The organism is Streptomyces sp. NPDC090025, from assembly GCF_044748125.1.
In the GTDB taxonomy this organism is placed as follows: domain Bacteria; phylum Actinomycetota; class Actinomycetes; order Streptomycetales; family Streptomycetaceae; genus Streptomyces.
Window position 1 is genome coordinate 1 of the sequence record NZ_JBIVFL010000005.1, and the last position, 23331, is coordinate 23331.

Here is a 23331-nt window from a genome sequence, read left to right on the forward strand (position 1 = left end):
GGCCGAACGAACTCCCACTCGGCATCCGACAGTTCATGACGACGAATCACGACACCATGATCCACCACTGGTGATCTTTTGAAGACACTGCCTAGCGGGATGGCGCGGGCGGAGATCCGCAGGAGGTACATCGCGCGGATCCGCCGAGGTCGCTGCGGCAGGTCGTGCCACTCCGCCGCCCACTCCTCGGCGTACCGCTCGCGGGTGCGCGCTCCCGTCAGGCGGGCAACGAGCCGGACAGCCCGGTGGTTCGGGCGTACCCACGGAGCATCGTCCTTGCGCTGGCTCCACTGCACCGCGGTCGCGACAAGCGCGCTGCTGGACCGGACCACCATGGCGGTCAAAGCGGCTACGGAAAGGACTCCTAAAACGCCGCTCATGCGACCTCCTTGCGCTTCTGCATACGCAGGACCCAGGCCAGCGCGGGTCCGGTACGGACGAGGAGTCGGGCCAGGAAGGCCAGCCGCGTCAGCAGCGGACGCTCCCTCACCTCGTGCCACTCCCCCGCCCACTCCTCCGCCCAGCGCTCACGATCGTGGGCGGGCAGCAACCGTGCGGCGAGGCCGAAGGTACGGAGCCGAGCACGAGGGGACGACACCGCTACGACCCGGGTCTCCCAGAAGCGGATGGGCTTCGGCACCTCGATGTACCCCGAGGGGGTGCCGCTCCGTTCCTCGGCGATGAACTCGGCGGCCTGGTCGGCGCCCTGGGCTTCGGGGTGCACCCACCCGAGGTCGAACCTGCCGTGATGGTTGAACACGCCTACGCCCCCAGTCCGCCGGTGGCGGGCCGGAGCCGCGCGGAGGTGGCACCGCCGTTGTACGCCTGGGCGAGAGCGAGTCGGGCCGACTCGGCGCCGCCGGGCGAGAAGCGGTAGTAGCGACGGCGGGGGCGCGGCGGATCGGTCTTCTCGATCTGGTCCCGGTCCTCCCAGAAGGACTCGAGCCAGCCGGCGTTCTCCAGGCGGGCGAGGATCGGGTGGATGGTGCCGGTGGGCAGGCCCGCGGCGTCGGAGAGTTCGAGGCCGTAGCGGGCTTCAAGGGGAGTTTCCAGGAGGGTGCGCAGCACCAGCTGCGTCTGGAGCGTCATACGCGGACCTTTGGCCATACAAAAACTCTAGTATGGCCGTGACCTGGCAACAAGACCGAGGTGAGGATCCGTCACACGGAATGCCCGTCGCCGGAGTTCGGCGACGGGCATCGGCGCACCCGGCAACGCGGATCAGCTTGACCGAGTACCGCTCACCCCCGTGGTCAGGCTCAGACGGGGATGCGGGTGATCCTGGGGAACTTGACGGTCGTGTCGACGTAGTACTTGCGGACCAGCGGGCCGAAGCCGGTCCCGGCGTCGCCGAGGATCATCGACTTGATGACCCCCAGGCTCTTCACCGCGGTGAATTCCTCCGGCTTCGTCTCGGGCTTCCCCGCGACCAGCGCCTCCCACGCCTTCCGGGACTCCGTCGTGGCGCTGGTGTCCGGGTCGAGGCCCAGATAGTAGACGCGGTCGTCGGTGTCCTTCCCGACGGCCAGGAAGACGATCACGTGGAAGCCGACCTTGAAGTTGCTCTGGCCCCCGCCCACGTGACCGGCCGGACCATTGACGTACACGGCGCGCTCGGCCTTCAGGGCATCGTCGATACCGGCCCACGCGGTCGCGGGAACGAGCACCGACCCCAGGTCGGCGGGGGTGAACAGCCCGCTCTTCCCGGGGCTCAGCAGACCGCCGACCCGCGTGGCGCGATCCTGGCATTTGGAGTCGATCATCTTCTTGAACGAGGCATCGACCGGCATCTGCAGCCAGCACTTGAGGCGGTCGATGCCTTCGTCGTCCTTCGTCGCGTCGACCGCCTTCGAGATCCGGTCCCTGATGTCCTTGAGTGTCGGCGTGGGCTTGTCGTCGGCCTGAACGTACGCCTGCTCGATCACGGAGCATCCCCCCTCTGGTCCGGGCTCCACCTGGCGCCCATGACGCACGGAGCGTACCCACGAAGGAGCGGAGCGTGAAGACCCCGGGGCGGCCGACACCTCGCCATCAGGGAGGCCGCCACCCAGGACGTCCCGCTCGCCCCCCGTCAGCGGGTACGGAAGCGGCGGTAGAGGTTGCGGGCCACGTACATGCCCGGTCCGCCGAAGCCGATGATGTCGGGGGTGCCGTCGCCGGTGACGTCGGCGAGGAAGCGCGGATGCTTCTCGGCCTGCCACCCGCTCGCCGGATCGCGGTGGCCGAACGCCTCGAGGGCCGGCTCGACACCCGGGGGCGCGAACGCCCCGTCGTCCGCCCTCGGGGAGACCCGTACACCGTTCGCAAGATCACCTTCCGAGCGACCCCAGCCTCGCACGTCGACGCGAGCCGGAGGGTCAGTTGGGCTCGGGGCGGGTCTGGCGGGCCGCGTAGCCGGTGATGAGGGCGCCGAGGATGTCGGTGAGCTGGGGTTCGACGTCGACGACGGCGTGGGCGAGTGCGGGTTCGGACTCGTAGAAGGCGCGCAGGTGGGTGCCGGGGGCGGCCATCTGCCACATCGCGGCGGCCATCGAGGTGGCGGTGGCGACGACGGCGCGGGCCTCGTCGAGGAGCAGCGGGGTGACGGTGCAGAGGGCGGAGCCGATCGCGGCCACCTCGGCGAGGGCGACGGTCTTGAACTCCTTGACCCGCTCCATGGAGACGTTGCGCTCCAGGTTCAGCGGGGTGTGCGCGAGCAGGTCGCAGAAGAGCGGCCGGGAGACGAGCGAGTGGGCGAGGACGGCGGCGACCTCGTGCGACGGGCGGTCCCGGTCCGGGCGGATGGGCGGGCCGGGGCGAGTGGTGAGGGCGTCGAGTTCGGCGCGTACCACCGTCGACCACTCGGTCCAGGCGTCGCCCGCGAGCCGCAGGAAGATGTCCTCGCGGGTCTCGAAGTAACGCAGCATCGCGGACTTGTGCATGCCGACCTCGTCGGCGATGGCGCTCGCGGTCACCTCGCGCACGCTGCCGGCGGTCGCCAGCCGGGCCGCCGCCGCCAGGATCTTCTCCTGCCGGGCGCGCTTGGCCTCGGGCGTACGGGCGCGTTCGAATCCCAGATCAGTCACGTGGCAAGCATACAAGCCTATCGCAACCTCGATGCGTTAAGGAGGAGACTCGATCGCTTCAAGCTTATGCCGTTTCGCTAACACTCGACTTTTTGATTCTTACCGCAACACCGTTGCGGTACATCCTCGGAAGGTGTTGCATGGACGGCATGAGCACACAAGCCCGCACCTGGTTCATCACCGGCTCCTCGCGCGGCTTCGGCCGCTCGCTGGCCGTCGCCGCCCTTGAGGCCGGGGACAACGTCGTGGCCAGCGCCCGCAAGCCCGAGCAGCTCGCCGAGCTCGCCGCCACCTACGGCGACCGGGTCCTCCCCGTCGCCCTGGACGTGACCGATCCCGCGGCGGCCGAGGCGGCGCTCGCCGCCGGCGTCGAGACGTACGGCGGGATCAGCGTGGTCGTCAACAACGCCGGTTACGCCAACCTGTCGCCCGTCGAGATCACGGACGACGCCGACTTCCGCCGTCAGTTCGACACCAACTTCTGGGGCGTCTACAACGTCTCCCGCGCCGCGCTGCCGCTGCTCAAGAAGCAGGGCTCCGGCCTGGTGATCCAGTTCTCCTCGATCGGCGGACGCGTCGGGCACACCCCCGGACTCGGCTCCTACCAGGCCGCCAAGTTCGCCGTCGACGGGTTCACCCGGGTTCTCGCGGCCGAGACCGCGCCGCTCGGCATCCGCTGGCTCGTCGTCGAGCCGGGCGGCTTCGCCACCGACTGGGCGGGCTCGTCGATGCGGATCGAGGACGTGCCGCAGGACTACCGCCCGACCGTCGGCGCGATGAGCGACCTGCTCCGCGGCGGCATGGTGGCCCCCGGCGACCCCGACCGCGCCGCCGAGATCCTCGTACGCGTCGCGCACTCCGGCACCGTCCCCAGCCATCTCGTGCTCGGTGCCGCAGCGGTCCGGATGGCCCTCGACCACTCCCACGGCCAGATCGCCGAGGCGAACGCCTGGCAGGCGGTCTCCGCCTCCGCCGACAGCGGCGCCGCCTACCCGGTCGACCTGCCCGCCGCCGCCTGAGCGACCGGCCGCCGAACGCACAAGCGGGAACGCAAGGCGGCATGTGGATGTCTGCGAGCACCACGTGGGGTCGCAGCCGCCGGGCCGGTTCGACGCGGGCCACGCCGTCGGCCGCCCCGCCGACCACGGTGATGCCGCGCCGCGCGCCCAGGATCAGGCTGAAGCCGGTCCGTACCCAGGGCTGGTCGTCGGCGATGACCACCTCGATCTGCGTTTCTGCCGCGCCGCGTTCCCGCCATGTCGGACTTGGCCTGCTCCACGAGGTCATCGGCCGGAGGGTGCGGGTGGCGAGGAGTGCGGCGCCGGTCCGTTCACAGGCCGCTCGCGGCCCCGGCCAGCGCCCGGTGCACGGCCGCGGCTCCTTCGGCGCCGTCCGCCCTGTTCGTCGCCCAGGCGACGTGCCCGTCGGGTCGGATCAGTGCGGCGCGCACCGGCGCCCAGGGCGCCGGGGGCCGGTGGAGGGTGGCGGTGCGGACGGTGAGGCCGGGCCTCTGGACGGCGGACGTCGGGAAGTCGGGCGTCAGGGCGAGCAGGAGGTGGGCGTCGGCGCGCAGCAGACCGAACAGGCCACTGCCCGAGTCGGATTCGGACCCGGAGCCGGAGCCGGACTCGGAGCCGGAGCCGGACTCGGGGTCGGAGCCGGACTCGGGGTCGGTGAAGGCGAGGTCGGGGGCGCGGGTTCCGGTGAGGGGGTGGGCGTCCGGTTCGGTCGGCGGGTAGCTGACGGCGAGTGCGGAGAGGCGTTCGGCGAGGGCCCGGTTGAAGGCCGGCTGCTCGGCGACCATGGAGCTGAGGAGGGAGCGCAGGGCCAGTTTCTCGGGGGTGAAGGTGGCCATCAGGCCGGTCTGGGCGCGGCTGTGCTCGGCGAGTTGGGCACCGACCGGGTGGCGTTCGTGGTGGTAGGTGTCGAGGAGGCCGTCGGCGGCGCGGCCGGTCAGGACGGCGGCGAGCTTCCAGCCGAGGTTGTGGGCGTCCTGGATGCCGACGTTCATGCCGACGCCGCCCGCGGGGAAGTGCTGGTGGGCGGCGTCGCCCGCGAGGAGGACCCGCCCGCTGCGGTACCGGGCGGCGAGGCGGGTGGCGTTGCCGAAGCGGGAGAGCCACACCGGGTCGCGCATGCCGAAGTCGCGGCCGGTGATGGCCAGGACCTTGGCGCGCAGTTCGTCGAGGGTGAGCTCGCCGGGCCATTCGGTGGTGACGCTGTCGGGGCTGACTCCGACGATCCGGTAGCGGCCGTCGGGCATCGGCGCCGCGAGCAGCCCGCCGTCGGGGCCGAAGGCGCTGAAGCCCGGCCGTGGCGGGTCGTCGAGGGTGACGTCGCCGAGCCAGCCGAGCACGGTGGAGGGTGTACCGGGGAAGTCGATGCCGGCGGCCGTACGGACGGTGCTGCGGGCGCCGTCGCAGCCGACCAGGTAGGCGGCCTGGATCTGGTACGGCCCGTCAGGTCCAGCGACGCGCACGGTCACGCCGTCCGGGTGCCCGGTGAATCCGGTGACCCGGTGTCCGCGCACGATCCGCGCGCCGAGGCGGGTGGCCTCGGCTTCGAGCAGTGCTTCGGTACGGGCCTGCGGCAGGGCGAGGGTGAAGGGGAACGGGGTGTCCAGGTCACGGAAGTCGAGGCGGTCGTCGAGCATCGCGAAGTGGCCGCCCGGGATGCGCAGCCCCTCGGCGACGAAGGCGTGGTGGACGCCGCGCGAGGCCAGCACCTCGAGGGTGCGGGGGTGCACGGTGAGTGCCTTCGAGCGCTGGTCGATGCCGGGGCGCTGTTCGACGACGGTGGCGGCGACGCCGCCCCTGAGCAGTTCCGCGGCGAGCCAGAGTCCGACCGGTCCGGCCCCGGCGATGACGACGTGCTGATCCATGGCGCCTCCCTCAAGAGTCTTGGTCACTGACCAAGACAGTGAGCCCCCAGTAGACTAGGTCAATGACCAAGAATCAAGCGGGCGAGGACCGCGGCACCCGCCTGGACCCCGGTACGGTGATCCGCGCCGCGCTGGAACTCCTGGACGAGAAGGGGCTCGACGCCCTGTCGACCCGGGCCGTCGCCGATCGCCTCGGGGTACGTATGAACACGGTGCTGTGGCACGTGAAGACCAAGGCATCGATGCTGGAGCTGATGGCGGACGCCGTGATCGGCGGCGTCGCGTACGACGGCCTGCCGGAGCACTGGCGGGAGCGGGTGCGCGAACTGGTCCGCCGCTACCGCGCCGCCCTCCTCGCGCACCGCGACGGCGCCACCCTCGTGGTCGGCACGAACGTGGCCGAGCCGCACACCCTGCGGTTCGCGGAGGCCCTGGTCGGGGCGCTGCTGGACGGCGGCTTCGGGGAGCGCGAGGCCGCCTGGACGGCCTGGACGCTGAGTTACTTCACCCTCGGGCTCACCCAGGAGGAACAGGCCGCGGCGGAGCAGCCGCTCGACGGCCGACTCGCGGCGGCGGTCTCGGCGGGCTCCCACCCGGCCCTGCACCAGGCGCTCGACCACCTCGGCCCGGAATCCTTCGGCGAGCGGTTCGAATACGGCGTCACCCGGATTCTCGGGGGCGGTTGAGCCGGTCGCCGGTGAGCGGCTGATCGCGCGCCCCGGGGACGGCGAGCAGCGGCCGGTCCGGCCACCGGCCCACGCGGGCCGGTGCCGTCCCTCGGGTGCGCCCCGGGACCGGGCCGCACCCGAGGGGCGGCACGCGGCGGCGTCGGAGCCCGCCCCGGGCGGCGCACCCGGGCCATCGGTCTACGCGGCGGGGCGGAAGGTCTTCAGCCAGGTCCCGTCGCCCTGGTCGACGGCGTCGGTGTAGCCGGCGCCGTCGGTCTGGGCGGCGGCTCCCGGATAGTGCACCTCGACGGTGACCTTGGGGAAGTCCTTGAGGAACTCCGCGATCGCCACCCGGCCGTCCCTGACCGGGCCGCGCTCGCAGACCAGGCTGACGGTCCCCCGCTCGACCCCCTCGATCCACTGCCTGAACGCCTTCGGGCGCATCACCTCCGTCGGCAGCAGCCGCTCGCCGAGCTGGCGGGCGATCGCGTCCAGGACCGCCGTCGTCACGTCGAGCGGCACGGCCGCCGTCTTCGGCGCCGGGTACAGGAACGAGGAGTGCGGCTGCCGGTCGATGGCGGACGCGGTGCCGGTGAAACGCCTGCCGTCCGCTCCCCCGGCGAACTTGACGTCGAAGGTGCCGGTGACCGCGGCCAGCGGGCTGCCCTGGTAGGTCTTGGCCCACGCTCCGTTCGCGCCCTGTACGGCGTCGCCGATACCATAGCTCCCGAACAGGCCGTCACCCGCCGCGATCAGCGCCGCCGATCCGCCGCCGCGCAGGACGTTGCCGTAGCGGACCGTGACCGTGAGGGCCGGGAAGTCCTTGCGGAAGTCCGCGATGACCGAGCGGCAGGAGTGACACGGGCCCATGTCGGAGTACAGCTCGATCGTGCCGTTGCGGACCGCGCGGATGCGGGCCGCGTAGTCGGCGTTGTCGGTGCAGCCCAGGTGGGTGTAGATCCTGTCGGCGAGCAGGTTCACCACCTGGCGTTCGGCGTCCTTGGTGTGCTGACGGCCCCTCAGCGTGCCGGTCCAGTCCCCCGGTTCGGGGATGTCCTTGTAGTAGTTGCCTCCGCGCGGATCCGCGTGCGAGGCGCCGTTCAACTTCCCGACGAGATCCGGATGTCCGATGAAGGCGATCGAATAGGTCAGGATCGCCTTGTTCGTGAACGCGGCCGTGGTCATGTGCTGAGCTCCCCCACTCCTTCTCAGAACGTACCGGTCGCCTGCCCGCGGACCCGTGTCCGCCACATGCGGGACAGGAGCACCTCGCGGGCGGCCCCCTGGTGGTTTCCCGCCCCCGGGACCCGTCAACCCCCCGTCACACACCGGCCCCTTCGTCCACACACCGGCCTCTTCGTCCACGCACCGGCCTCTTCGTCCGCACGTCGGCGCCGTCCGGTCCGTACGCCACGGCTGGACGGCGCCGACGCGCGCCCCCGCTCACCCCTGGTCGGCCCGCTCACCCCCGCTCTGGCGCCTCGCCCTCCCGGACCGCCGACAGCGGTTCGGCGATGTCCTCCAGCGAGCGGCGCTCCGCCTTCACCGCGAAGAACGCCGCCACGATGCCCGCCGCGCACATCAGCGCCGCGCCGATCTGGAAGGCCAGCACCGTGTCCCCGACCACCCCCGAGGCGGTGAGGTCGGCGAAGACCAGCGGTCCTGTGATGCCTCCGGCCGCCGTGCCCAGGGCGTAGAAGAAGGCGATCGCCATCGCGCGGGTCTCCATGGGGAAGATCTCGGAGACGGTCAGATAGGCGCTGGAGGCGCCTGTCGAGGCGAAGAACAGCACCACGCACCAGCAGACCGTGAGCGTGGTCGCCGTCAGCGAGCCGCGGCCGAAGAGCCAGGCCGTGCCGAAGAGCAGCAGGCCGGACAGCAGATAGGTGCTGGTGATCATGATGCGGCGTCCGACGGTGTCGAAGAGCCGGCCGAGGAGCAGCGGGCCGAGGAAGTTGCCCGCCGCGATCACCGCGAAGTAGTAGCCGGTGCTGCCGGTGGGGACGTCGAAGAAGGTGATGAGGATGGTGCCGAAGCCGAAGGTGATCGCGTTGTAGAGGAACGCCTGCCCGATGAACAGGGCGAGCCCGAGGACGGCCCGGCGCGGGTAGCGGGCGAAGACCGTCTTCGCGATGGTGCCGAAGCCGATGCTCTTGCGCTGGTGGATGGTGATCTCACGGGCGGGCGGCGGGAGTTCGGCACCCTTCTCCGCCTCGATCTCCCGCTCCACGGAGCCGACCAGCTCCTCCGCGGCCTCGCCCTGGCCGTGGATGAACTGCCAGCGTGGGCTCTCCGGCACATGCCTGCGCACCAGCAGGATCACCAGCCCGAGGACGACGCCCAGGGCGAAGCTGAGCCGCCAGCCGAGGTCCTCCGGGAAGATGTCGGTGTCGAGCATGACGATCGACAGCAGGGCGCCGCCGATGGCGCCGAGCCAGTAGCTGCCGTTGATGATGAGATCGACCCGCCCCCGGTAGAGGGACGGGATCAGCTCGTCGATCGCCGAGTTGATGGCCGCGTACTCGCCGCCGATGCCGAAGCCGGTGAGGAAGCGGAAGAGGAAGAACCACCACGACTCGAAGGACAGCGCCGTCATCGCCGTCGCGCCCAGATAGACGGCCAGGGTGACCATGAAGAGCTTCTTGCGGCCGTAGCGGTCGGTCAGCCAGCCGAAGAACAGGGCCCCGGAGCAGGCGCCCGCCACGTACAGCGCGGCGGCGACGCCCGTCACCTGCGCCGCCGTGATGTCGAGCCCGCTGCCGTCCTCCGCGAGCCGGCCCGCGATGTTGCCGACGATGGTGACCTCGAGACCGTCCAGGATCCAGACCGTGCCGAGGCCGATGACGATCATCCAGTGCCAGCGGGACCAGGGGAGCCGGTCGAGCCGGGCCGGTACGGCCGTGGTGACCGTGCCCGTACCGGCACCGGCCCCTGGGGAAGAAGATGTGGCGCTCATGGCTCTCCTCTCTCCGGCACTGCGGGTACCCCGCTCGCGGCCGGTCATCCGTCTGCCCGCGCACAGCTCATGCGTCGGCGCATGCCTCGGCTCGTGCGTCGGCTCATCCGTGGCTCACCCCTGGGCACGGGTGGGCCGCGGCGCGCTCCAGCGGTCCCGCAGGGTCAGACGGCGGCGCCGGTCGTGGCGCTCGCGCACCTGCCGGTCCAGCTCCTCCATCAGCCGCCGCCCCCGGTGCTCCGGGTCGAGCTCGTCGAGGATCCGGTCGAGCTCGGCGAGCAGCGCGCCGTACAGCTGCCAGCGGCCGGGTTCGGCGAGGGCGAGCGCGAGCAGCCGGTCGGCGGCGGTGTCGCGGCAGGCCCGCGCCGCCCGCAGTTCGCCCGCCAGCCGGGCCTCCGCCGCCTCGGCGTCCGCGCTGCCCCGCGCGGTGACCAGGACGGCGAAACTCACCAGGGCGTCCGCGGTGTACTGGGCGGTCTCCCGGACGGCGAGCGCGGTCCGCCCCGGCAGCAGCCGCTGCCCGGCCCGGTGCTTGGCCAGGTCGGTGAGGGTGCGGGCGAGCACCCGCAGGACGACGGCACAGATCTCCAGGGTGTCGAGACCGGTCCGCAGCACCACCCGGTGGAGCAGCCCCTCCTTGACCCGCGGATTGAACCGCAAACTGTCCTCGGCGGTCCGCAGCGCCCCGTCGACGTCCGCGACGTCGTTGTCGAGCCGCCTGGCCTCGTGCAGCCGGGCCGCTGCCTCCGCCACGGGCGGCGCCCCGGTGAACTCGTCCGCCACGTCAAGCAGCAACAGCCGCATCCGGCGGGCCAGGTCGCCGATCGAGTCCCCGGCGGTGTCCACCCACACCGGCGGCGCGAGGACCAGGTTGAACACCATGCCGACGACCGCCCCGATCAGCGTCTCCAGGACCCGGTCCCAGGCCGTGTCGGACACCTGCGTCACGCCGAGGACGAGCATGGCGCTGATCGCGACCTCGGGTACGAACTCCTCGACCCGGACCAGTCGGCCGACGAGCAGCGACGCGAGGATGACGAGCGCCAGGCTCCACCAGGAGAGGCCGACGACGACGCTGAACGCGATGGCGATGAGCACACCGACGACAACCGAGTTCACCCGGCGCAGGCTGGTGGTGAGCGTGGAGTAGAGCGTCACCTGGACGACGAGGAGGGCGGTCAGGGGCGCGGTCAGGGGAACCGGTTCGCTGCTGAGCCGCAGGGCGACGACATAGCTGAGGGTGGCCGCCGCCGTGGACCGTACGGTCTGTACGGCGAAGGGGTCGCGGCGCAGCCGCGCCAACAGCCCGCCACCCCGGCCACCCGCACCACCCCCGCCGATCCTCGCTCCGCCGCGCGCCGCCACCTCTCACCTCGTCCCTCGTACCTCGTTCGCCGCCCGCTGCCGGCCGTCGCCGTCCGCGCCGTCCCGCGCACCGTCCTCGTACGTCCCCTCGGGGCGACCGCCTGCCCGCACGACCCCCCGCCCATGCGCGGGTACGCCCGGGCGGCCCATGCATCGGCCCGGATCGGGGACGCCAAGGGCAGCCAAGGGACGCCAAGGCGCACCAGGAGGCGGTTCGCTCCTGGTGCTTCTGCTCGGGTGGGCGGGGCGGCCACGTGGCGAGGCCGCGAGAACCGGGGCCGCGTACTTCCCGGGACCCCGGGTAAGCGGACGGAGTCCAACCACAAGGGAGGGAGCAACCATGGGTCTGGGACTGTGCATCATTCTGATCGCCGTCGGCGCGATTCTCACCTTCGCCACCGACTGGGAGCTCGAAGGGGTCGACCTGGACTTGGTCGGACTCATCCTGATGGCGGTCGGCATCATCGGGATCGCCGTCTACACCAGCGTCCTGCGGCGCCGTCGCCTGCTCGTCCCGCCCGCGGCGCCCACGGTCGTCGAGGACGACCGGCGTGACCGGCTCTGACGAGCATTGCCCCACCCGGCGAAGGACACGAGCGAGCGAAGGAGCGACAGCGATGACCGAGCACACCATGTGGACCTACACGACCGAGTCCGGGCACCTGGCGGGCACCGACCTCATCGGATGGCGGGTCGAGGCGGCCGACGGCCACATCGGGAAGGTGGACCGGCACTCCGACGAGGTCGACGACGCCTATCTCGTCGTGGACACCGGCGTCTGGATCTTCGGCAAGGAGGTGCTGATCCCGGCGAGCGCGGTCACCCGGGTGGACCTCGAGGAGCGGACCGTGCACCTGGGCCTGTCCAAGGAACAGGTCAAGGAGGCACCGGAGTTCCACTCCGACAAGCACCTCGCCGACCGGCAGTACCGCGAGGACCTCGTCGCGTACTACCGCTTCGGCGCCTGGTTCTGATCGCCTGTCAGCCAGGGACTCCCCACTCCCACCCGCTCAGCCCGAAGCCGGAAGCACCGAGGGGGAGTTGGCGCCGGGGACCAGGACGTGTGGGCGACCCGTGCCGTCGGCGGGGGTCGCCCACACGTCGTTGGTGCCGTCGGGGCGCTGCAGGCCGTACGCGACGGTCCGGTCGTCGATCCAGGCCGCCTGGTCGTCGACATCGCGGGTCTCGGCCAGCGGCGTACGGCGCAGGGTGGCCAGGTCGAGGACGGTCAGCCGCCAGCCCTTGGCCGGGTCGGCGTCGACGGCCTGCTTGAACGCGACGCGCTTGCCGTCGGGCGACAGCGAGGGGCACTCGACGTTGTCCGCGAGGGTGCGCAGCGTACGGGCCGCGATGTCGCCCTGCACGAGGGAGCGGGTACCGGCGCTGGAGACGGTCGCGTAGAAGTGGTTGTCGTCGGCGAAGGTCACGCCCCAGACGTTGATGTCCGCCGCCCGGTAGCGGCGCCCGTCCCGGAACACCGCGAACTCCTCAAGAGAGGCGATGAGTTGGCCGGTGCGCGTGTCCAGAATGCCGGTGCGGGTCGAGAACGCTCCCCCGGCGTACGAGTCGCCGCCCACGAACAGCGTCCAGGCGACCATGCGGCCGTCCGCCGAGACCCGGGCACGGTTGGGCAGGCCGGTCAGCGGGACGGTGCGCCGGGTCTGCTGCTTCTCGTCGAGCACGAGGAGCCTCGGGCCGCTGAGGGCCGCCGCGGGTGTCAGGCAGGCGGTGGTGCCGCCCGCCGTGTACGCGCGGTCGCAGCGCGCCTCGGTCACGGTGCGCGGCCCCGACGGGTCGGCCAGCGGCACCGTCGACAGCAGCCCGTTGCTCAGCACCCGCAGTCGGTCCCCCGGGGCGCCGGACGTGGCCGTGGCACCCGCCGGAGCGGGACCCCCGGCGACCGGCCCCGCCGCGGGCGCCGCCTCCGCCCCCTGCCGGGCTCTCATCACCGTGACGGCCGCCAGCGTCGCCAGCAGCGCGGCGGCGAGGACCGTGATGAGGATCTTCGTCCGCTGGGTGGGGGCGTTCATGGCCTTCATGGTGTTCATGGCCTTCATGAGGAGGAAGCGGACCTTTCGTCCGAGGACGGCGGGGTGGACGGGGACGGCTCGGACTCCGGAGATCCAGGAGATTCCAGGGACTCGGGGGACTCGGGGGACGCCGGACCTGGCGCGGTGGGCGGGGCACCCTGCGTCCGCCCGGCGCACCGCGTCAGCGGGCCGAGCAGCAGCGCCGTGGCCGTGCCGACCACGACCACCGCCACCGCCGCGCCACGGCTCGCGGCCTCCGGCCCCCACGCCTGCCAGACGAGACCGAAGAGCAGGGACGAGCCGAGGTACGCGAGGGCCTGACCGCTCTGCACCAGGGCGATGCCCGTGGTGCGCAGCCGCTCCGGCAGGACGGGGCCCGCGAGGGCCATCAGGACGCCCTCGGTGGACGCGTAGAACAGCCCGTACAGGAAGAGCACCGTGACGAGCAGCGCCGGGCCCGCCAGGGGGCCGTGGAGCAACAGGTAGACGACGGCGAGGACTCCGTACCCGCCCAGCATCACCGGCAGTCGGCCGATCCGGTCGGCGAGCGCGCCGATCGGGGCCGCGAGGAGGAGGTAGGACAGGCTCGTCCCGACGGCCAGGAGCGGGAACCAGCCGATGGACAGCGACTCGCGCCGTTGCAGGAGCAGGTAGACGAACCCGTCGCCGACGGTGGCGAGTCCGAGAAGGCCGGCGCCGCACACGAGACGGCGTACCGGCGCCTCGCGCAGCAGCCCGCCCACGGCCCGCGGCGAGACGGCGGCCCGGGGCGAGGCGGCGGCTCGGGGTGAAGCAGGTCGGGGCGACGCCGGAGGCTTCTGCACCCGGCCGCTCTCCGCATCCGTGCGGTCGCGGACGAACAGGAACAGCACGAGCACGCCCAGGGCGGCCACGCAGAAGCTCGTGAAGAAGACGGCCTCGAAGGACTGGGCGGCGGCCGTGAGGACGCCGAGCGCCACGAGCGGTCCCGCGAACGCACCGATGCTGTCCATCGCGCGGTGCACCCCGAAGGCGCGGCCCAGCGCGTGTTCGGGGACGGAGAGGGTGATGAGGGCGTCCCGGGGCGCGGTGCGCAGCCCCTTGCCCGCCCGGTCGGCGGTCAGGACGAGGCCGAGGGCCGTCATCGAACCGCCCGCCGCAAGCAGGCCGAGCTTGGCGAGGGCCGACAGGCCGTACCCGAACCCGGCCACCGCCTTCCGGCGGCCCATCCGGTCGGCCACGTAGCCGCCGACGATCCTGAGCAGGGCCGTGGCCCCGGTGTTGAGGCCGTCGAGCGCGCCGTACGCGAGGGGGCTGAGCTGCAGCCCGAGGACCAGGTACAGCGGCAGGACGGCGGTGGCCATCTCGGCGGACACGTCGGTGATCAGGCTGACCGTGCCGAGGGCGAGGACGTTGCCGCCGACCAGCCGCCGGCGGACGCGTCGGCCGCCACCGGTCGAGCCGCTGGAGCCGTCGGAGCCGGGGGAAGCGGCCGGTGAGTCGGGGGAAGCGGGGGGCCGTTCGGTGCGGCCGATCGTGGAGAGATACACGGGGTGACGACCTCCGGGTGCGGGGGTGGGCCGCCGGGGACCCCGCCCGCACCGCCGCCGGAGGACCGGTGCGGCGGCGCGAGCGGGGTCCGGGCCGGACGGACAGGGTCAGTGGCAGGTGCCCGTACCGCTGTCGTTGTACGTCTTGCCCGCCTGCGGCACGAACTGCCAGTCGTAGCTGTTCGCGTGCAGGGTGAGCTTCAGGACGCCGAAGGTGTTGTTGTTGCGGGCCTCGCTGTTGGGCTGGATGGTGCCGAAGCCGTAGAGGTCCGCGCCGCCCATGCCGGCGACGAACTCCCGCAGGCCGCGCGAGGTGTCGAGCTGCCCGCTGGGGTTCTGCGGGGCGAAGCGCTCGTACTGGTGGTTGTGGCCGGTCAGGATGACCTCGGCGTTGTTGTCGTACAGCGCCTGCACCAGCGGCCCGGTCTTGGGCTCAGGCGCGTGGCTGGAGCTGGACGTCCAGCGCGGCTTGTGCCAGTAGGCCAGGGTGCAGGGCTTGTTGCTCGCCGCGAGGTCGGCGCGCAGCCAGGTCTCCTGGGCGGAGCCGACCGTCATCGACGTCTCGGAGTTCAGCGAGACCACGTGCCAGTTGCCGAGGTCGTAGGAGTAGTAACCCTTGCCCGAGGGGCCCGCGTTGGCGCCGAAGTAGTTGTAGTACGCGGACGCGCCCGAGGTGAGGTACTCGTGGTTGCCCGGCGCCGGCTTGGTACGCGCCTTGTGGCGGCCCCAGGTCGGCTCGTAGTACGTGGAGAAGTCCGAGGCGCTGCCGTTGGGGTAGGCGTTGTCGCCGATGGTGAAGACCGTGCCGGGGATGCCGTCCAGCAGGTTCGCGGTCGCGGTGTCCCCGGAACCGGATGAGGCGATGTCGCCCGCGCCGACGAGCACCGGGTCGCCGCTCGGCGGCGGGGTGGTCGGCGGCGTCGTCGGCGGAGTCGTGGGCGGGGTGGTGGGCGGCGCGGTGGTCGGAGTGGGGGTGCCACTCGTCTCGATCACCAACTGCGGTGCGGTGGAGCCGGTTTCGCGCGAATCGTAGTCGGCGCCGTTGGTGCTGCTGGACGTGACGCCGATGGAGAAAGTGCCGTTGCCCTTCACGTACGAGGACACGTCGACCTCGTACCAGGTGTTGCGGGCGACGGAGCCGAGGCTGCCGAGCGTGGCGCCGTCGATGGCGGGCCGGTTGGCGTAGGTGACGGCCGTCTCGGACCACGCGGTGTTCGACATCGCGCGGAACGTGCCGCCGTTGGATGCCTCCGCGCCGGACACGTCGTCGACGTGGATCCGGAGCTTGGCTCCGGTCACCGGCGCCGTGAGGCCGGAGACGTCGAAGCGCAGCATCATCTGCTTGACGGGACTGTTGTCCACGCCGATCTGCTGCGAGGCACCGTAGTTGGTGGCGGTGTTCTGGCTGTCGACGTACGTGTCCGCGGTCGCCGTGAACGTGGTGCCGACCGCGGCGGCGGTGGGCGCGAGGCCGGTCAGGGCGGTCGCGGCCAAGGTACCGGTGGCGAGGGCGCCGACGAGGGCCACCAAGGTGACCTTCCGACTGGGCATGACAAACCTTTCGGTCGCAGGACGAGGCGATCGGAAGGTAGAGCGTGCGCGAGGATGCCTGGTATTGCCAGGGAGTTGACACGATGGCGGTTGGATGAACCGCGGAGGACGGGCCTCCACGGCCCGGCGCCCCGTGGCCGGTCCGGTCCCGCTCAGCCCTTCCGCGTCCCCCCGGTCCGGGCTCAGCGCGCCCGCGTCCCCCGGGTCCGTGCCGGAGCGCCCGGGCGCGGATAGACCCTCGACTGCTTCACGCTGCCGAACGCGAAGCTGGACTCGATCGACGCGATGCCGGGGATCGCGTGGATACGGGTGCGGACGAAGACCTCGTACGCCTCAAGGCTCTCGATGACGACCCTGAGCAGGTAGTCGCTGCTGCCGGCCATGAGGTAGCAGTCCTGGATGTGGTCGATGAGACCGACGTGCTCCTCGAAGACGTTGACCGCCTCGGCCGTGTGCCGCTCCAGGCGGATCCTGACGAAGACGGTGATCGGCAGACCGAAGGCGACCTGGTCGACGGTGGCCGTGTAGCCGCCGATCAGACCCGACTCCTCCAGGCGGCGCACCCGGCGCAGACAGGGCGACGGGGAGAGCCTGATCCGGTCGGCGAGGTCCTGGTTCGACAGGCGGCCGTCCGCCTGCAACTCGTGGACGATCTGGAAATCCACGGCGTCCATGGGCTCTCTCCGGCTCATCTTGGCAGATTCTGCCCTCACGCTATGCCGGGAGGGCAGAAGTGGCAATCGTCTGCCCCGGCGTGAGCCCTAGCGTTGCCCTCCGGGCCGGAGCCTCATGTCCGTCCGTCCCGCAGGGCTTCGAGGGGGAGGACGCACCGTGCCCGCGACACCGACGACCGGTACGCGTACGGATACGAACACCGATACAGGGACGGGGACCGGGGACGGGTGGGCGCCCGCCGCCCGCGCCTCGCGGTGGGGTCTCTCCCCGCACGCCGTGGGCATGGGCGCGCTCGCCCTCACCGTCACCATCTGGGCCGCCTTCGCGCTCAGCGCCCGCGCGCTCAGCGGCTCCACCCTCCTCCCCGCCGACGCCGCGCTGCTGCGCTTCGGCGTCCCCCTGGTGGTCCTCGCGCCCGCCCTGTGGCGGCGCAGGCGCCGACTGGCGCGGGTGCGGCCCGGGCCCGCCGCGAAGATCGTCTGCGGCGCCGGGGTGCCGTTCTTCCTCGCCGCCATGTACGGCGGCTCCCTCACGTCGGCCGCGTTCGTCGGTGCGATCGTGCCCGGCATGGTCCCGCTGTTCGTCTCCGCCCTCATGGTCGCGGGCGGCAGGCGCGTCCCGCGCGGCACCCAGGCGGTCGGCCTCGCCCTCATCGTGGGCGGTGTCGCGGCCCTGGTGTGGCGGCACACCGCGGCCCTCGACGGGGACGTGCTGCTCGGTACGGGGACGCTGCTGGTCGCGAGCGGCCTGTGGGCGTTCTACACGGTGGGCCTGCGGGAGGTGGAGCTCGACCCCGTCGGCTCCATCGGGCTGCTCTGCCTGCCCTCGTTCGCGGTCGTCGCGCTGCTCGCGCTGACCGGGGTGCTGCCCACCGGGCTCGCCCGCGCGGCGGGTTCGGACATCGTGCTCTTCCTCGTCGTGCAGGGTCTGGGCGTCGGGCTGTGCGCGGGCCTGCTCTACGCGTTCGCGATCCGTCGCCTCGGGCCGGAGCGCAGCGCCGTGGTGGGCAGTCTCAGCCCGGTGGCCGTGGTGCTGCTCGCCGTACCGCTGCTCGACGAGTCGCCGACCCTGCCCGTCGTGATCGGCGTGCCGCTCATCACCCTCGGGGTGGTGCTGGCCAACCGCGCGCCGCGCCCCGCCTCCGGCCGGGCCCTTCGAACCCCGTCCGCCGTGCCGGACTCCGCCCGGCCCGACTCCGCCCGACCCGACTCCGCACGCGCCACCCTCCCGGATTCCGCCCGGCCCGACGCCGCCCGTCCGTCCCGACCCGAGGTCGCCACCGATGTTTGAGCTGCTGCCCGCCCCGCCCGTCGACCCCCTGTGGGACCTCACCGCCGAGTACGCCGCCGACCCCCGCCCCGAACGCCTCGACCTGGTCCTCGGTGTCTACCGCGACGACACCGGGACGACCCCGGTGATGGCGGCGGTCAGGCAGGCCGAGATACGCCTGGCGGAACGTTCCGCCTCCAAGGAGTACCGGGGTCTCTCGGGCAACACCGCCTTCAACCGCGCCATGCTCACCACCGTCCTCGGCGACGGCGCCCCGACCGCACACCCGGCCGGGGCCGGGGCCGGGGCCGGGTCTACGCCCGCGCCCGCGGCCGTCGCCGTGCAGACCGTCGCCGGTACGGGCGCGCTGCGCCTGCTCGCCGAGCTCGTACGGCAGACGCGCCCCGGCACGACCGTGTGGGTCAGCGACCCCGCGTACGTCAATCACCGGCCGATCCTGGAAGGCGCGGGCCTCACGGTCCGCCCCTTCCGCTGGCTCGACCCGGCCGCGCCCGCCGACGCCACGGCCCTGCTCGACGGACTGCGCGAGGCCGGGCCCGGCGATGTCGTGCTGCTGCAGGGGTGCTGCCACAACCCCACCGGGGCCGACCCCTCCCCCGAGATCTGGCGGGAGCTGGCCTCGCTCGCGGAGGCCAACGGCTGGGTCCCGTTCGTCGACCTCGCCTACCACGGCCTCGGTGACGGGCTCGACGCCGACCTGTGGCCCACCAGGATGCTGGCCGAGCGGCTGCCCGAGGTGCTGATCGCGGTCAGCTGCTCCAAGAACTTCGGCCTCTACAGCGACCGCACCGGCTGCGCCATCGTCGTCGGCGGCTCGGCTCGGACGCTGCGGAACGCCGAGACCGCGCTGCAGAACGCCGCCCGCGCGCTGTACTCGATGCCCCCGGACCACGGTGCCGCCGTCGTCGCCACCGTGCTCGGTGACGACGTCCTGCGGGCGGCCTGGCGCGCCGAGCTCGACGTGATGCGGCTGCGCATCGCGTCCCACCGGGCCGATCTCTCCGCCCGGCTCGGCGGGCTCGGCCACGAGCGGCTGGGGAGCGCGCTCGCGCTGCAGAAGGGCATGTTCTCGATGCTGCCGCTGGCGCCGGACGCCATGCTGCGGATGCGCCGCAGGTTCGGCATCTACGGCACCACGGCGGGCCGGATCAACCTCGCGGGCGTCCCGGCGCACCGGATCCCGTTCCTCGCGCGGGGCATCGCCGACGCGCTGCGGGTGCCGAGCAGCACGGTGGGCGTCGCCTGACGTCCGGACGAGGGACAGAACCCCTCGGATCATCAGATATCACCCCTATCTCCCCTAGGCTGCGCCCCGTACCGGCCCGACAACCCGAAGGGAGCACCCCTTGGCATCCCGCCTCAACCCGTACATCAGCTTCGACGGCGACGCACGACAGGCCATGGAGTTCTACAAGAGCGTCCTCGGCGGCACGCTGAACGTCAGCACGTACGGCGAGTTCGGCTCCGAGACTCCGCCCGGCTACGCGGACAAGCTGATGCACGCGATGCTGGAGACCCCGAGCGGCTACACGCTGATGGGCTCCGACAACCCGCCCGGCATGGAGCACCGGGCCGGGAGCAACTTCTCGGTGAGCCTGAGCGGCGACGACGCCGCCGAGCTGCGCGGCTACTGGGAGAAGCTGGCCCAGGCCGGAACTGTCGCCGTGCCCCTGGAGAAGCAGATGTGGGGCGATGTGTTCGGCATGGTGACGGACCGGTTCGGCATCACCTGGATGGTCAACATCACCGAGCAGGGCTGATCCGGCCCGGCGGCGAAGGCACGCGGGCGGCCCACCGCCGCCCGCGCACCTTCGCGCTCCGGCCCGGCGTCCCCGGCACCGGTCGGCGGTGTCGGAAAGCGCCAGGACCGGTCGATGAACTGATCGTTTCCCGACGAGAGAAGAATCCTTTTCGCATTCTGTAGTGCATTCGGGTGAGGGTTGACGATCAAGGTTCTCGGGCGTGCTTAAGATCCACCGCTGTGACAGAGAGTCAATATGCCTTGCGCACAGCGGACTTCGCGGACGTGGTGATCCTCGGGGCGGGTCCGGCCGGGCTGGTGCTGGGGAACCTGCTGCTCCGCGCCGGGATCGACTGCGTCGTCCTGGAGCGGGCCGGCCGTGCGGACCTGCGGCAACGGCACCGAGCGGGCTTCCTCGCCCCCGGGACCGTGCGGATCCTCGCGCACAACGGTCTCGACGAGGGGCTGCGCCGGTACGGCCGGGAGCACGGCGTCTGCGAATTCCGCACCGAGGAAGGCAGGTTCCGGCTCGACTACCGTCAACTCGGCTCCGGTGAGCCGCACACCGTGTATCCGCAAGCCGAACTCGTCGACGACCTGCTCGCCCAATTCTTCGACGCGGGCGGCCGGATCGAGTGCGACACCGAGGCCGTGGCCGTCACCGACGCGGACGGTCCGACGCCCTCGGTGACCGTACGGAGATCCGACGGGCGACCAGGGAGGTGGCGGGCCCGGTTCGTCGCCGCCTGCGACGGACGGCACGGAGCCGGCCGCCGCTCGCTCCCGGCCCATGCGGTGCGCCGCCACCACCGGGACCACGGCGTCTCCTGGCTCGGCCTGCTGGCCCAGGCCCCACCGAGCCTGGACGCCGTCGGCTACGCCCTCCACCCGCGCGGCTTCGCCGGACACATGGCCCGCTCCGCCGACATCACCCGCTACTACCTCCAGTGCCCGCGCGGCACCCGCCCCGACGCCTGGGACGACGACCGGATCTGGGCCGAACTCGAACTCCGTATGCGCGCCGACGAGTTCGGTCCCCTGCGGCGCGGAGCCGTACTCCAGCGCACCGTCGTCGACTTCGAGTCCGACGTCCTCGAACCCCTGCGCCACGGCTCGCTGTTCCTGGTCGGCGACGCGGCGGCGCTCCTCAGCCCGTCCGCGGCGAAGGGCGCCAACCTGGCCGTCCTGGAGGCCGCGACGCTCGCCCGGGCCCTCACCGATCGTCTCGTGCACGGCGACCCCGAAGGGCTCGACCAGTACTCGGAGCGATGCCTGGAACACATCTGGCGGGCGCAGGAGTTCTCCCACTGGATGATCCGGCTCCTGCACGAGGACCCCGACGCCGACGGCGACCCGGCGTTCCAGCAGGGCATGCGCCGTGCGCGGATCGCCGCGCTGCGCACCTCGGCCGCGCAGCAGGACTGGTTCGCCGAGAACTACGTCGGCGTCTGACCACCCCCGGGCCACCTCACCCCGGGCCACCGCACCCCCGGCCCGCACCGCCCCGGACCGGGCCCGGCCGCGCCCCCCTGCCCCGCTTCCCGGGGTCTCCCCCTCAACTCCCCTTCCCCCACGCCCCTGCGCAGCCCCATCACGCCCGCACGGGCTCCCTCCTCATGCCCACGGACAGGTAATGCACCACGACCAACCCCCCTCCCTCACCCTGGCCCGAACATCCCTGACATCCCGAACACCCGGCTCGGCCACCGCCACCCTGACGGCGGTGGCCACCGCCCCCGACGACCGCTCGCGCCTCGAAGCGGCGGCCGGATTCGTCCGGGAACACGACACGCCCACCCTGCTCGCCCAGGTCCTGCCCGGCCTCGACGGTCCCGAACTGCGGGCCCTCACCGATCGGTGCAGGTTCGCGCACACCGCCGTCCTCGTCTTCCCGCCCGACGAGCGCGCGCTGCGCGAGCAGCTCGCCGGGTGCGGACTGCCGGACGACGTGCCGACGCAGCCCAGCGTCGTGGTGCGCGACCGGCTCGCCGTACGCCATCGACTCGCCGCCGGGAACCTCGATGTACGCATCCTCCGTCCCGGCGTGACCGGCGCCGACGGCGAGCGCCGGGTCGTCGAGGTGTTCGCGCTCACCGTGCCCCCGGGCTCACCGCTGTCCGCGGTCGCCGCCGCCGAACGGCGCCACGACCACGAGGCGCACATCGCCTTCGACGTGACCCACCCCGATCCGCTGGTGCTGCGCGGTCTGCTCGGGTGCTTCGCGCGATACGGCGCCGTGCCCGACGGCGGCGGCTACAACCCGCACGAGGACGGCACGGTCTTCTACTTCACCGCCCCTGACTCCACGAAGACGCCCTACCGGCGCGTCGAGCTGTACGCGGGCGGCGACCACCGTGACGTCCTGGCCGAGCACCTCGGTCACCCGCTGCCGGACGAGGCCAGCCACGCGGGCGACGGGGCGGATGGGGCGACCGGTGCGGCCGGGCACCGGGCGGCGGAGAGCCTGCTGTGGCTGCTCACCGGGGCCTGGACCACGCAGGCACTCGCCGCCTGTGTCGAGCTGCGGCTGCCCGAGGCCATGGACCGGGCAGCACACCAGACGCCGGACCCACAGGTTCCGGCCCCGCAGACGCCGGACCCGGCCCCCGCCGCCGCCCCCTCGGCGCTCCCTCCGGGCGTGCCGGAGCTGGCCGGTGCCGTCGGCGCCGATCCGCAGAGCCTGGCGACCCTGCTGCGCTATCTCGCGATGATCGGCGTGGTGCGTGCGACCCCGACCGGGTTCCGCGTCACCGACCTCGGCGCGCTGCTGCGGGCCGACGCACCGCGCTCCATGCGCCCGCTGGCGCTGATGTACGGCGGACCCTTCTACCAGTCGTTCGCGCACCTCGCCCACACGGTACGCAGCGGACAGCCGGGCTTCGAGCACCTGTACGGCGAGAACCACTTCGACCATTTCGCCCGCGACGCCGAACTCGCCGCGGTCTTCGATGCGTCCATGGTCTCCAGTGCGGCCCTGTTCGACGCGCTGCCCGCGCATCCGGTCCTCACCGCCGCCGCGCACGCTTCCGGCCACGGCGGCGGACGTGCCCGCACGGTCGTCGACATCGCCGGTGGTACGGGGCAGTTGCTCGCCCATGTCCTGACCGCGCACCCGGCGTTGCGCGGCGTCCTCCTGGAGCGCCCGCAGGTGCTCGCCGCCGCCCGTGCCCGGCTGGCCCATGCCGACGCCGAGGTCGCCGGGCGCTGCGACTTCCGGGCCGGTGACTTCGCCGACGTGCCGGACGGCGGCGATGTGTATCTGCTCTCCCGGGTCCTGCACGACTGGGACGACGACCGCTGCCGGGACATCCTGGGGCACTGCGCCCGCGCGATGTCGCCGGACGCGGACCTGCTGATCGTCGAGCGGCTGCTGCCGCCCGACAACAGCCCGTCCCTCGCGACCGCTTGGGACCTCCACATGATGTGCAACACAGGCGGCCGGGAACGCACCGCCGAGCATTACGCCCGGCTGCTCGACGACCGCGGCCTGGTGCTCATCGGCCACAGTCCGCTCGGGTTGGGCGGCCACGCCCTGCACGCCCGCCGGGCCTGACCCGCCGCGCGGGGCGGCGGCCGGGCC

General features: G+C 72.4%; 23 protein-coding genes. 9 read left to right on the plus strand and 14 right to left on the minus strand.

Annotated elements, in window-relative coordinates; all coding sequences use genetic code 11:
- From ACIPXM_RS14605 to ACIPXM_RS14630, 6 genes are all read right to left on the minus strand, one after another.
- On the minus strand, positions 1 to 380 hold a 380-nt coding region (locus tag ACIPXM_RS14605), incomplete at its 3' end, for a hypothetical protein (protein WP_401655230.1).
- Complete coding sequence (locus ACIPXM_RS14610; RefSeq protein ID WP_401655231.1) at positions 377 to 760, minus strand: hypothetical protein; 384 nt, start codon at positions 758 to 760, stop codon at positions 377 to 379. The genes ACIPXM_RS14610 and ACIPXM_RS14605, both read right to left, overlap by 4 nt.
- 2 nt (positions 761 to 762) lie before the next feature.
- Positions 763 to 1089 (minus strand): helix-turn-helix domain-containing protein, encoded by a 327-nt coding sequence (locus ACIPXM_RS14615; protein WP_401655232.1) that lies wholly within the window; start codon positions 1087 to 1089, stop codon positions 763 to 765.
- A 170-nt stretch (positions 1090 to 1259) separates the two neighbouring features.
- Positions 1260 to 1925: a hypothetical protein gene (locus ACIPXM_RS14620; protein WP_401655233.1), complete on the minus strand. Its 666-nt coding sequence runs from the start codon at positions 1923 to 1925 to the stop codon at positions 1260 to 1262.
- 146 nt (positions 1926 to 2071) lie between these two features.
- Positions 2072 to 2338, minus strand: a complete 267-nt coding sequence (locus ACIPXM_RS14625) for a hypothetical protein (RefSeq protein WP_401655234.1) — start codon at positions 2336 to 2338, stop codon at positions 2072 to 2074.
- A gap of 19 nt (positions 2339 to 2357) precedes the next feature.
- Positions 2358 to 3065, minus strand: coding sequence for a TetR family transcriptional regulator (locus tag ACIPXM_RS14630; RefSeq protein WP_401655235.1), 708 nt, complete (start codon positions 3063 to 3065; stop codon positions 2358 to 2360).
- A 149-nt stretch (positions 3066 to 3214) separates the two neighbouring features.
- On the opposite strand from ACIPXM_RS14630, the gene ACIPXM_RS14635 reads away from it, so the two are divergent.
- On the plus strand, positions 3215 to 4084 hold the full coding sequence (locus ACIPXM_RS14635; protein ID WP_401655236.1) for an SDR family NAD(P)-dependent oxidoreductase: 870 nt from the start codon (positions 3215 to 3217) through the stop codon (positions 4082 to 4084).
- Positions 4085 to 4395: 311 nt separating this feature from the next.
- On the opposite strand, the gene ACIPXM_RS14640 is transcribed toward ACIPXM_RS14635, so the two are convergent.
- Positions 4396 to 5946, minus strand: a complete 1551-nt coding sequence (locus ACIPXM_RS14640; RefSeq protein WP_401655237.1) for an FAD-dependent monooxygenase — start codon at positions 5944 to 5946, stop codon at positions 4396 to 4398.
- A 62-nt stretch (positions 5947 to 6008) separates the two neighbouring features.
- Between ACIPXM_RS14640 and ACIPXM_RS14645 the strand changes: the two genes are divergently transcribed.
- Positions 6009 to 6632 carry a TetR/AcrR family transcriptional regulator C-terminal domain-containing protein gene (locus tag ACIPXM_RS14645; protein ID WP_401655238.1) on the plus strand — a complete coding sequence of 208 codons (624 nt, stop codon included), beginning with the start codon at positions 6009 to 6011 and terminating at the stop codon, positions 6630 to 6632.
- 180 nt (positions 6633 to 6812) lie between these two features.
- Here the strand turns inward: ACIPXM_RS14645 and ACIPXM_RS14650 are convergent, their stop codons facing one another.
- The 3 genes from ACIPXM_RS14650 to ACIPXM_RS14660 all read right to left on the minus strand — a co-directional run bounded on the left by ACIPXM_RS14650 (position 6813) and on the right by ACIPXM_RS14660 (position 10872).
- Positions 6813 to 7799: a deaminase domain-containing protein gene (locus tag ACIPXM_RS14650; protein WP_401655239.1), complete on the minus strand. Its 987-nt coding sequence runs from the start codon at positions 7797 to 7799 to the stop codon at positions 6813 to 6815.
- A gap of 277 nt (positions 7800 to 8076) precedes the next feature.
- Positions 8077 to 9570: an MFS transporter gene (locus ACIPXM_RS14655; protein ID WP_401655240.1), complete on the minus strand. Its 1494-nt coding sequence runs from the start codon at positions 9568 to 9570 to the stop codon at positions 8077 to 8079.
- A 114-nt stretch (positions 9571 to 9684) separates the two neighbouring features.
- The gene (locus tag ACIPXM_RS14660; protein ID WP_401655241.1) at positions 9685 to 10872 is read right to left on the minus strand and encodes an aromatic acid exporter family protein; all 1188 of its coding nucleotides are present in this window, start codon (positions 10870 to 10872) and stop codon (positions 9685 to 9687) included.
- A gap of 403 nt (positions 10873 to 11275) precedes the next feature.
- On the opposite strand from ACIPXM_RS14660, the gene ACIPXM_RS14665 reads away from it, so the two are divergent.
- Positions 11276 to 11500 carry a DUF6458 family protein gene (locus tag ACIPXM_RS14665; RefSeq protein ID WP_401655243.1) on the plus strand — a complete coding sequence of 75 codons (225 nt, stop codon included), beginning with the start codon at positions 11276 to 11278 and terminating at the stop codon, positions 11498 to 11500.
- A gap of 52 nt (positions 11501 to 11552) precedes the next feature.
- Positions 11553 to 11909, plus strand: a complete 357-nt coding sequence (locus ACIPXM_RS14670) for a PRC-barrel domain-containing protein (protein ID WP_401655244.1) — start codon at positions 11553 to 11555, stop codon at positions 11907 to 11909.
- A gap of 36 nt (positions 11910 to 11945) precedes the next feature.
- On the opposite strand, the gene ACIPXM_RS14675 is transcribed toward ACIPXM_RS14670, so the two are convergent.
- The 4 genes from ACIPXM_RS14675 to ACIPXM_RS14690 form a co-directional block, all read right to left on the minus strand.
- Entirely contained in the window at positions 11946 to 12983 is a 1038-nt protein-coding gene (locus ACIPXM_RS14675; RefSeq protein WP_401655245.1) for a hypothetical protein, read from the minus strand.
- Between the two features lie 5 nt (positions 12984 to 12988).
- Complete coding sequence (locus ACIPXM_RS14680) at positions 12989 to 14494, minus strand: MFS transporter (RefSeq protein WP_401655246.1); 1506 nt, start codon at positions 14492 to 14494, stop codon at positions 12989 to 12991.
- Positions 14495 to 14602: 108 nt separating this feature from the next.
- Positions 14603 to 16045 carry a DNRLRE domain-containing protein gene (locus tag ACIPXM_RS14685; protein ID WP_401655247.1) on the minus strand — a complete coding sequence of 481 codons (1443 nt, stop codon included), beginning with the start codon at positions 16043 to 16045 and terminating at the stop codon, positions 14603 to 14605.
- A gap of 182 nt (positions 16046 to 16227) precedes the next feature.
- Positions 16228 to 16719: an Lrp/AsnC family transcriptional regulator gene (locus ACIPXM_RS14690; protein ID WP_401655248.1), complete on the minus strand. Its 492-nt coding sequence runs from the start codon at positions 16717 to 16719 to the stop codon at positions 16228 to 16230.
- 283 nt (positions 16720 to 17002) lie between these two features.
- Between ACIPXM_RS14690 and ACIPXM_RS14695 the strand changes: the two genes are divergently transcribed.
- From ACIPXM_RS14695 to ACIPXM_RS14715, 5 genes are all read left to right on the plus strand, one after another.
- Positions 17003 to 18010 (plus strand): DMT family transporter, encoded by a 1008-nt coding sequence (locus ACIPXM_RS14695; RefSeq protein ID WP_401655249.1) that lies wholly within the window; start codon positions 17003 to 17005, stop codon positions 18008 to 18010.
- On the plus strand, positions 18003 to 19256 hold the full coding sequence (locus ACIPXM_RS14700; RefSeq protein ID WP_401655250.1) for an aromatic amino acid transaminase: 1254 nt from the start codon (positions 18003 to 18005) through the stop codon (positions 19254 to 19256). The genes ACIPXM_RS14695 and ACIPXM_RS14700 overlap by 8 nt, the downstream gene beginning before the upstream one ends.
- Before the next feature lie 100 nt (positions 19257 to 19356).
- Entirely contained in the window at positions 19357 to 19770 is a 414-nt protein-coding gene (locus ACIPXM_RS14705) for a VOC family protein (protein WP_401655251.1), read from the plus strand.
- Between the two features lie 266 nt (positions 19771 to 20036).
- Positions 20037 to 21203, plus strand: a complete 1167-nt coding sequence (locus ACIPXM_RS14710; protein WP_401655549.1) for a 4-hydroxybenzoate 3-monooxygenase — start codon at positions 20037 to 20039, stop codon at positions 21201 to 21203.
- A gap of 181 nt (positions 21204 to 21384) precedes the next feature.
- The gene (locus ACIPXM_RS14715) at positions 21385 to 23304 is read left to right on the plus strand and encodes a methyltransferase (RefSeq protein WP_401655253.1); all 1920 of its coding nucleotides are present in this window, start codon (positions 21385 to 21387) and stop codon (positions 23302 to 23304) included.
- Positions 23305 to 23331 lie beyond the last annotated feature (27 nt).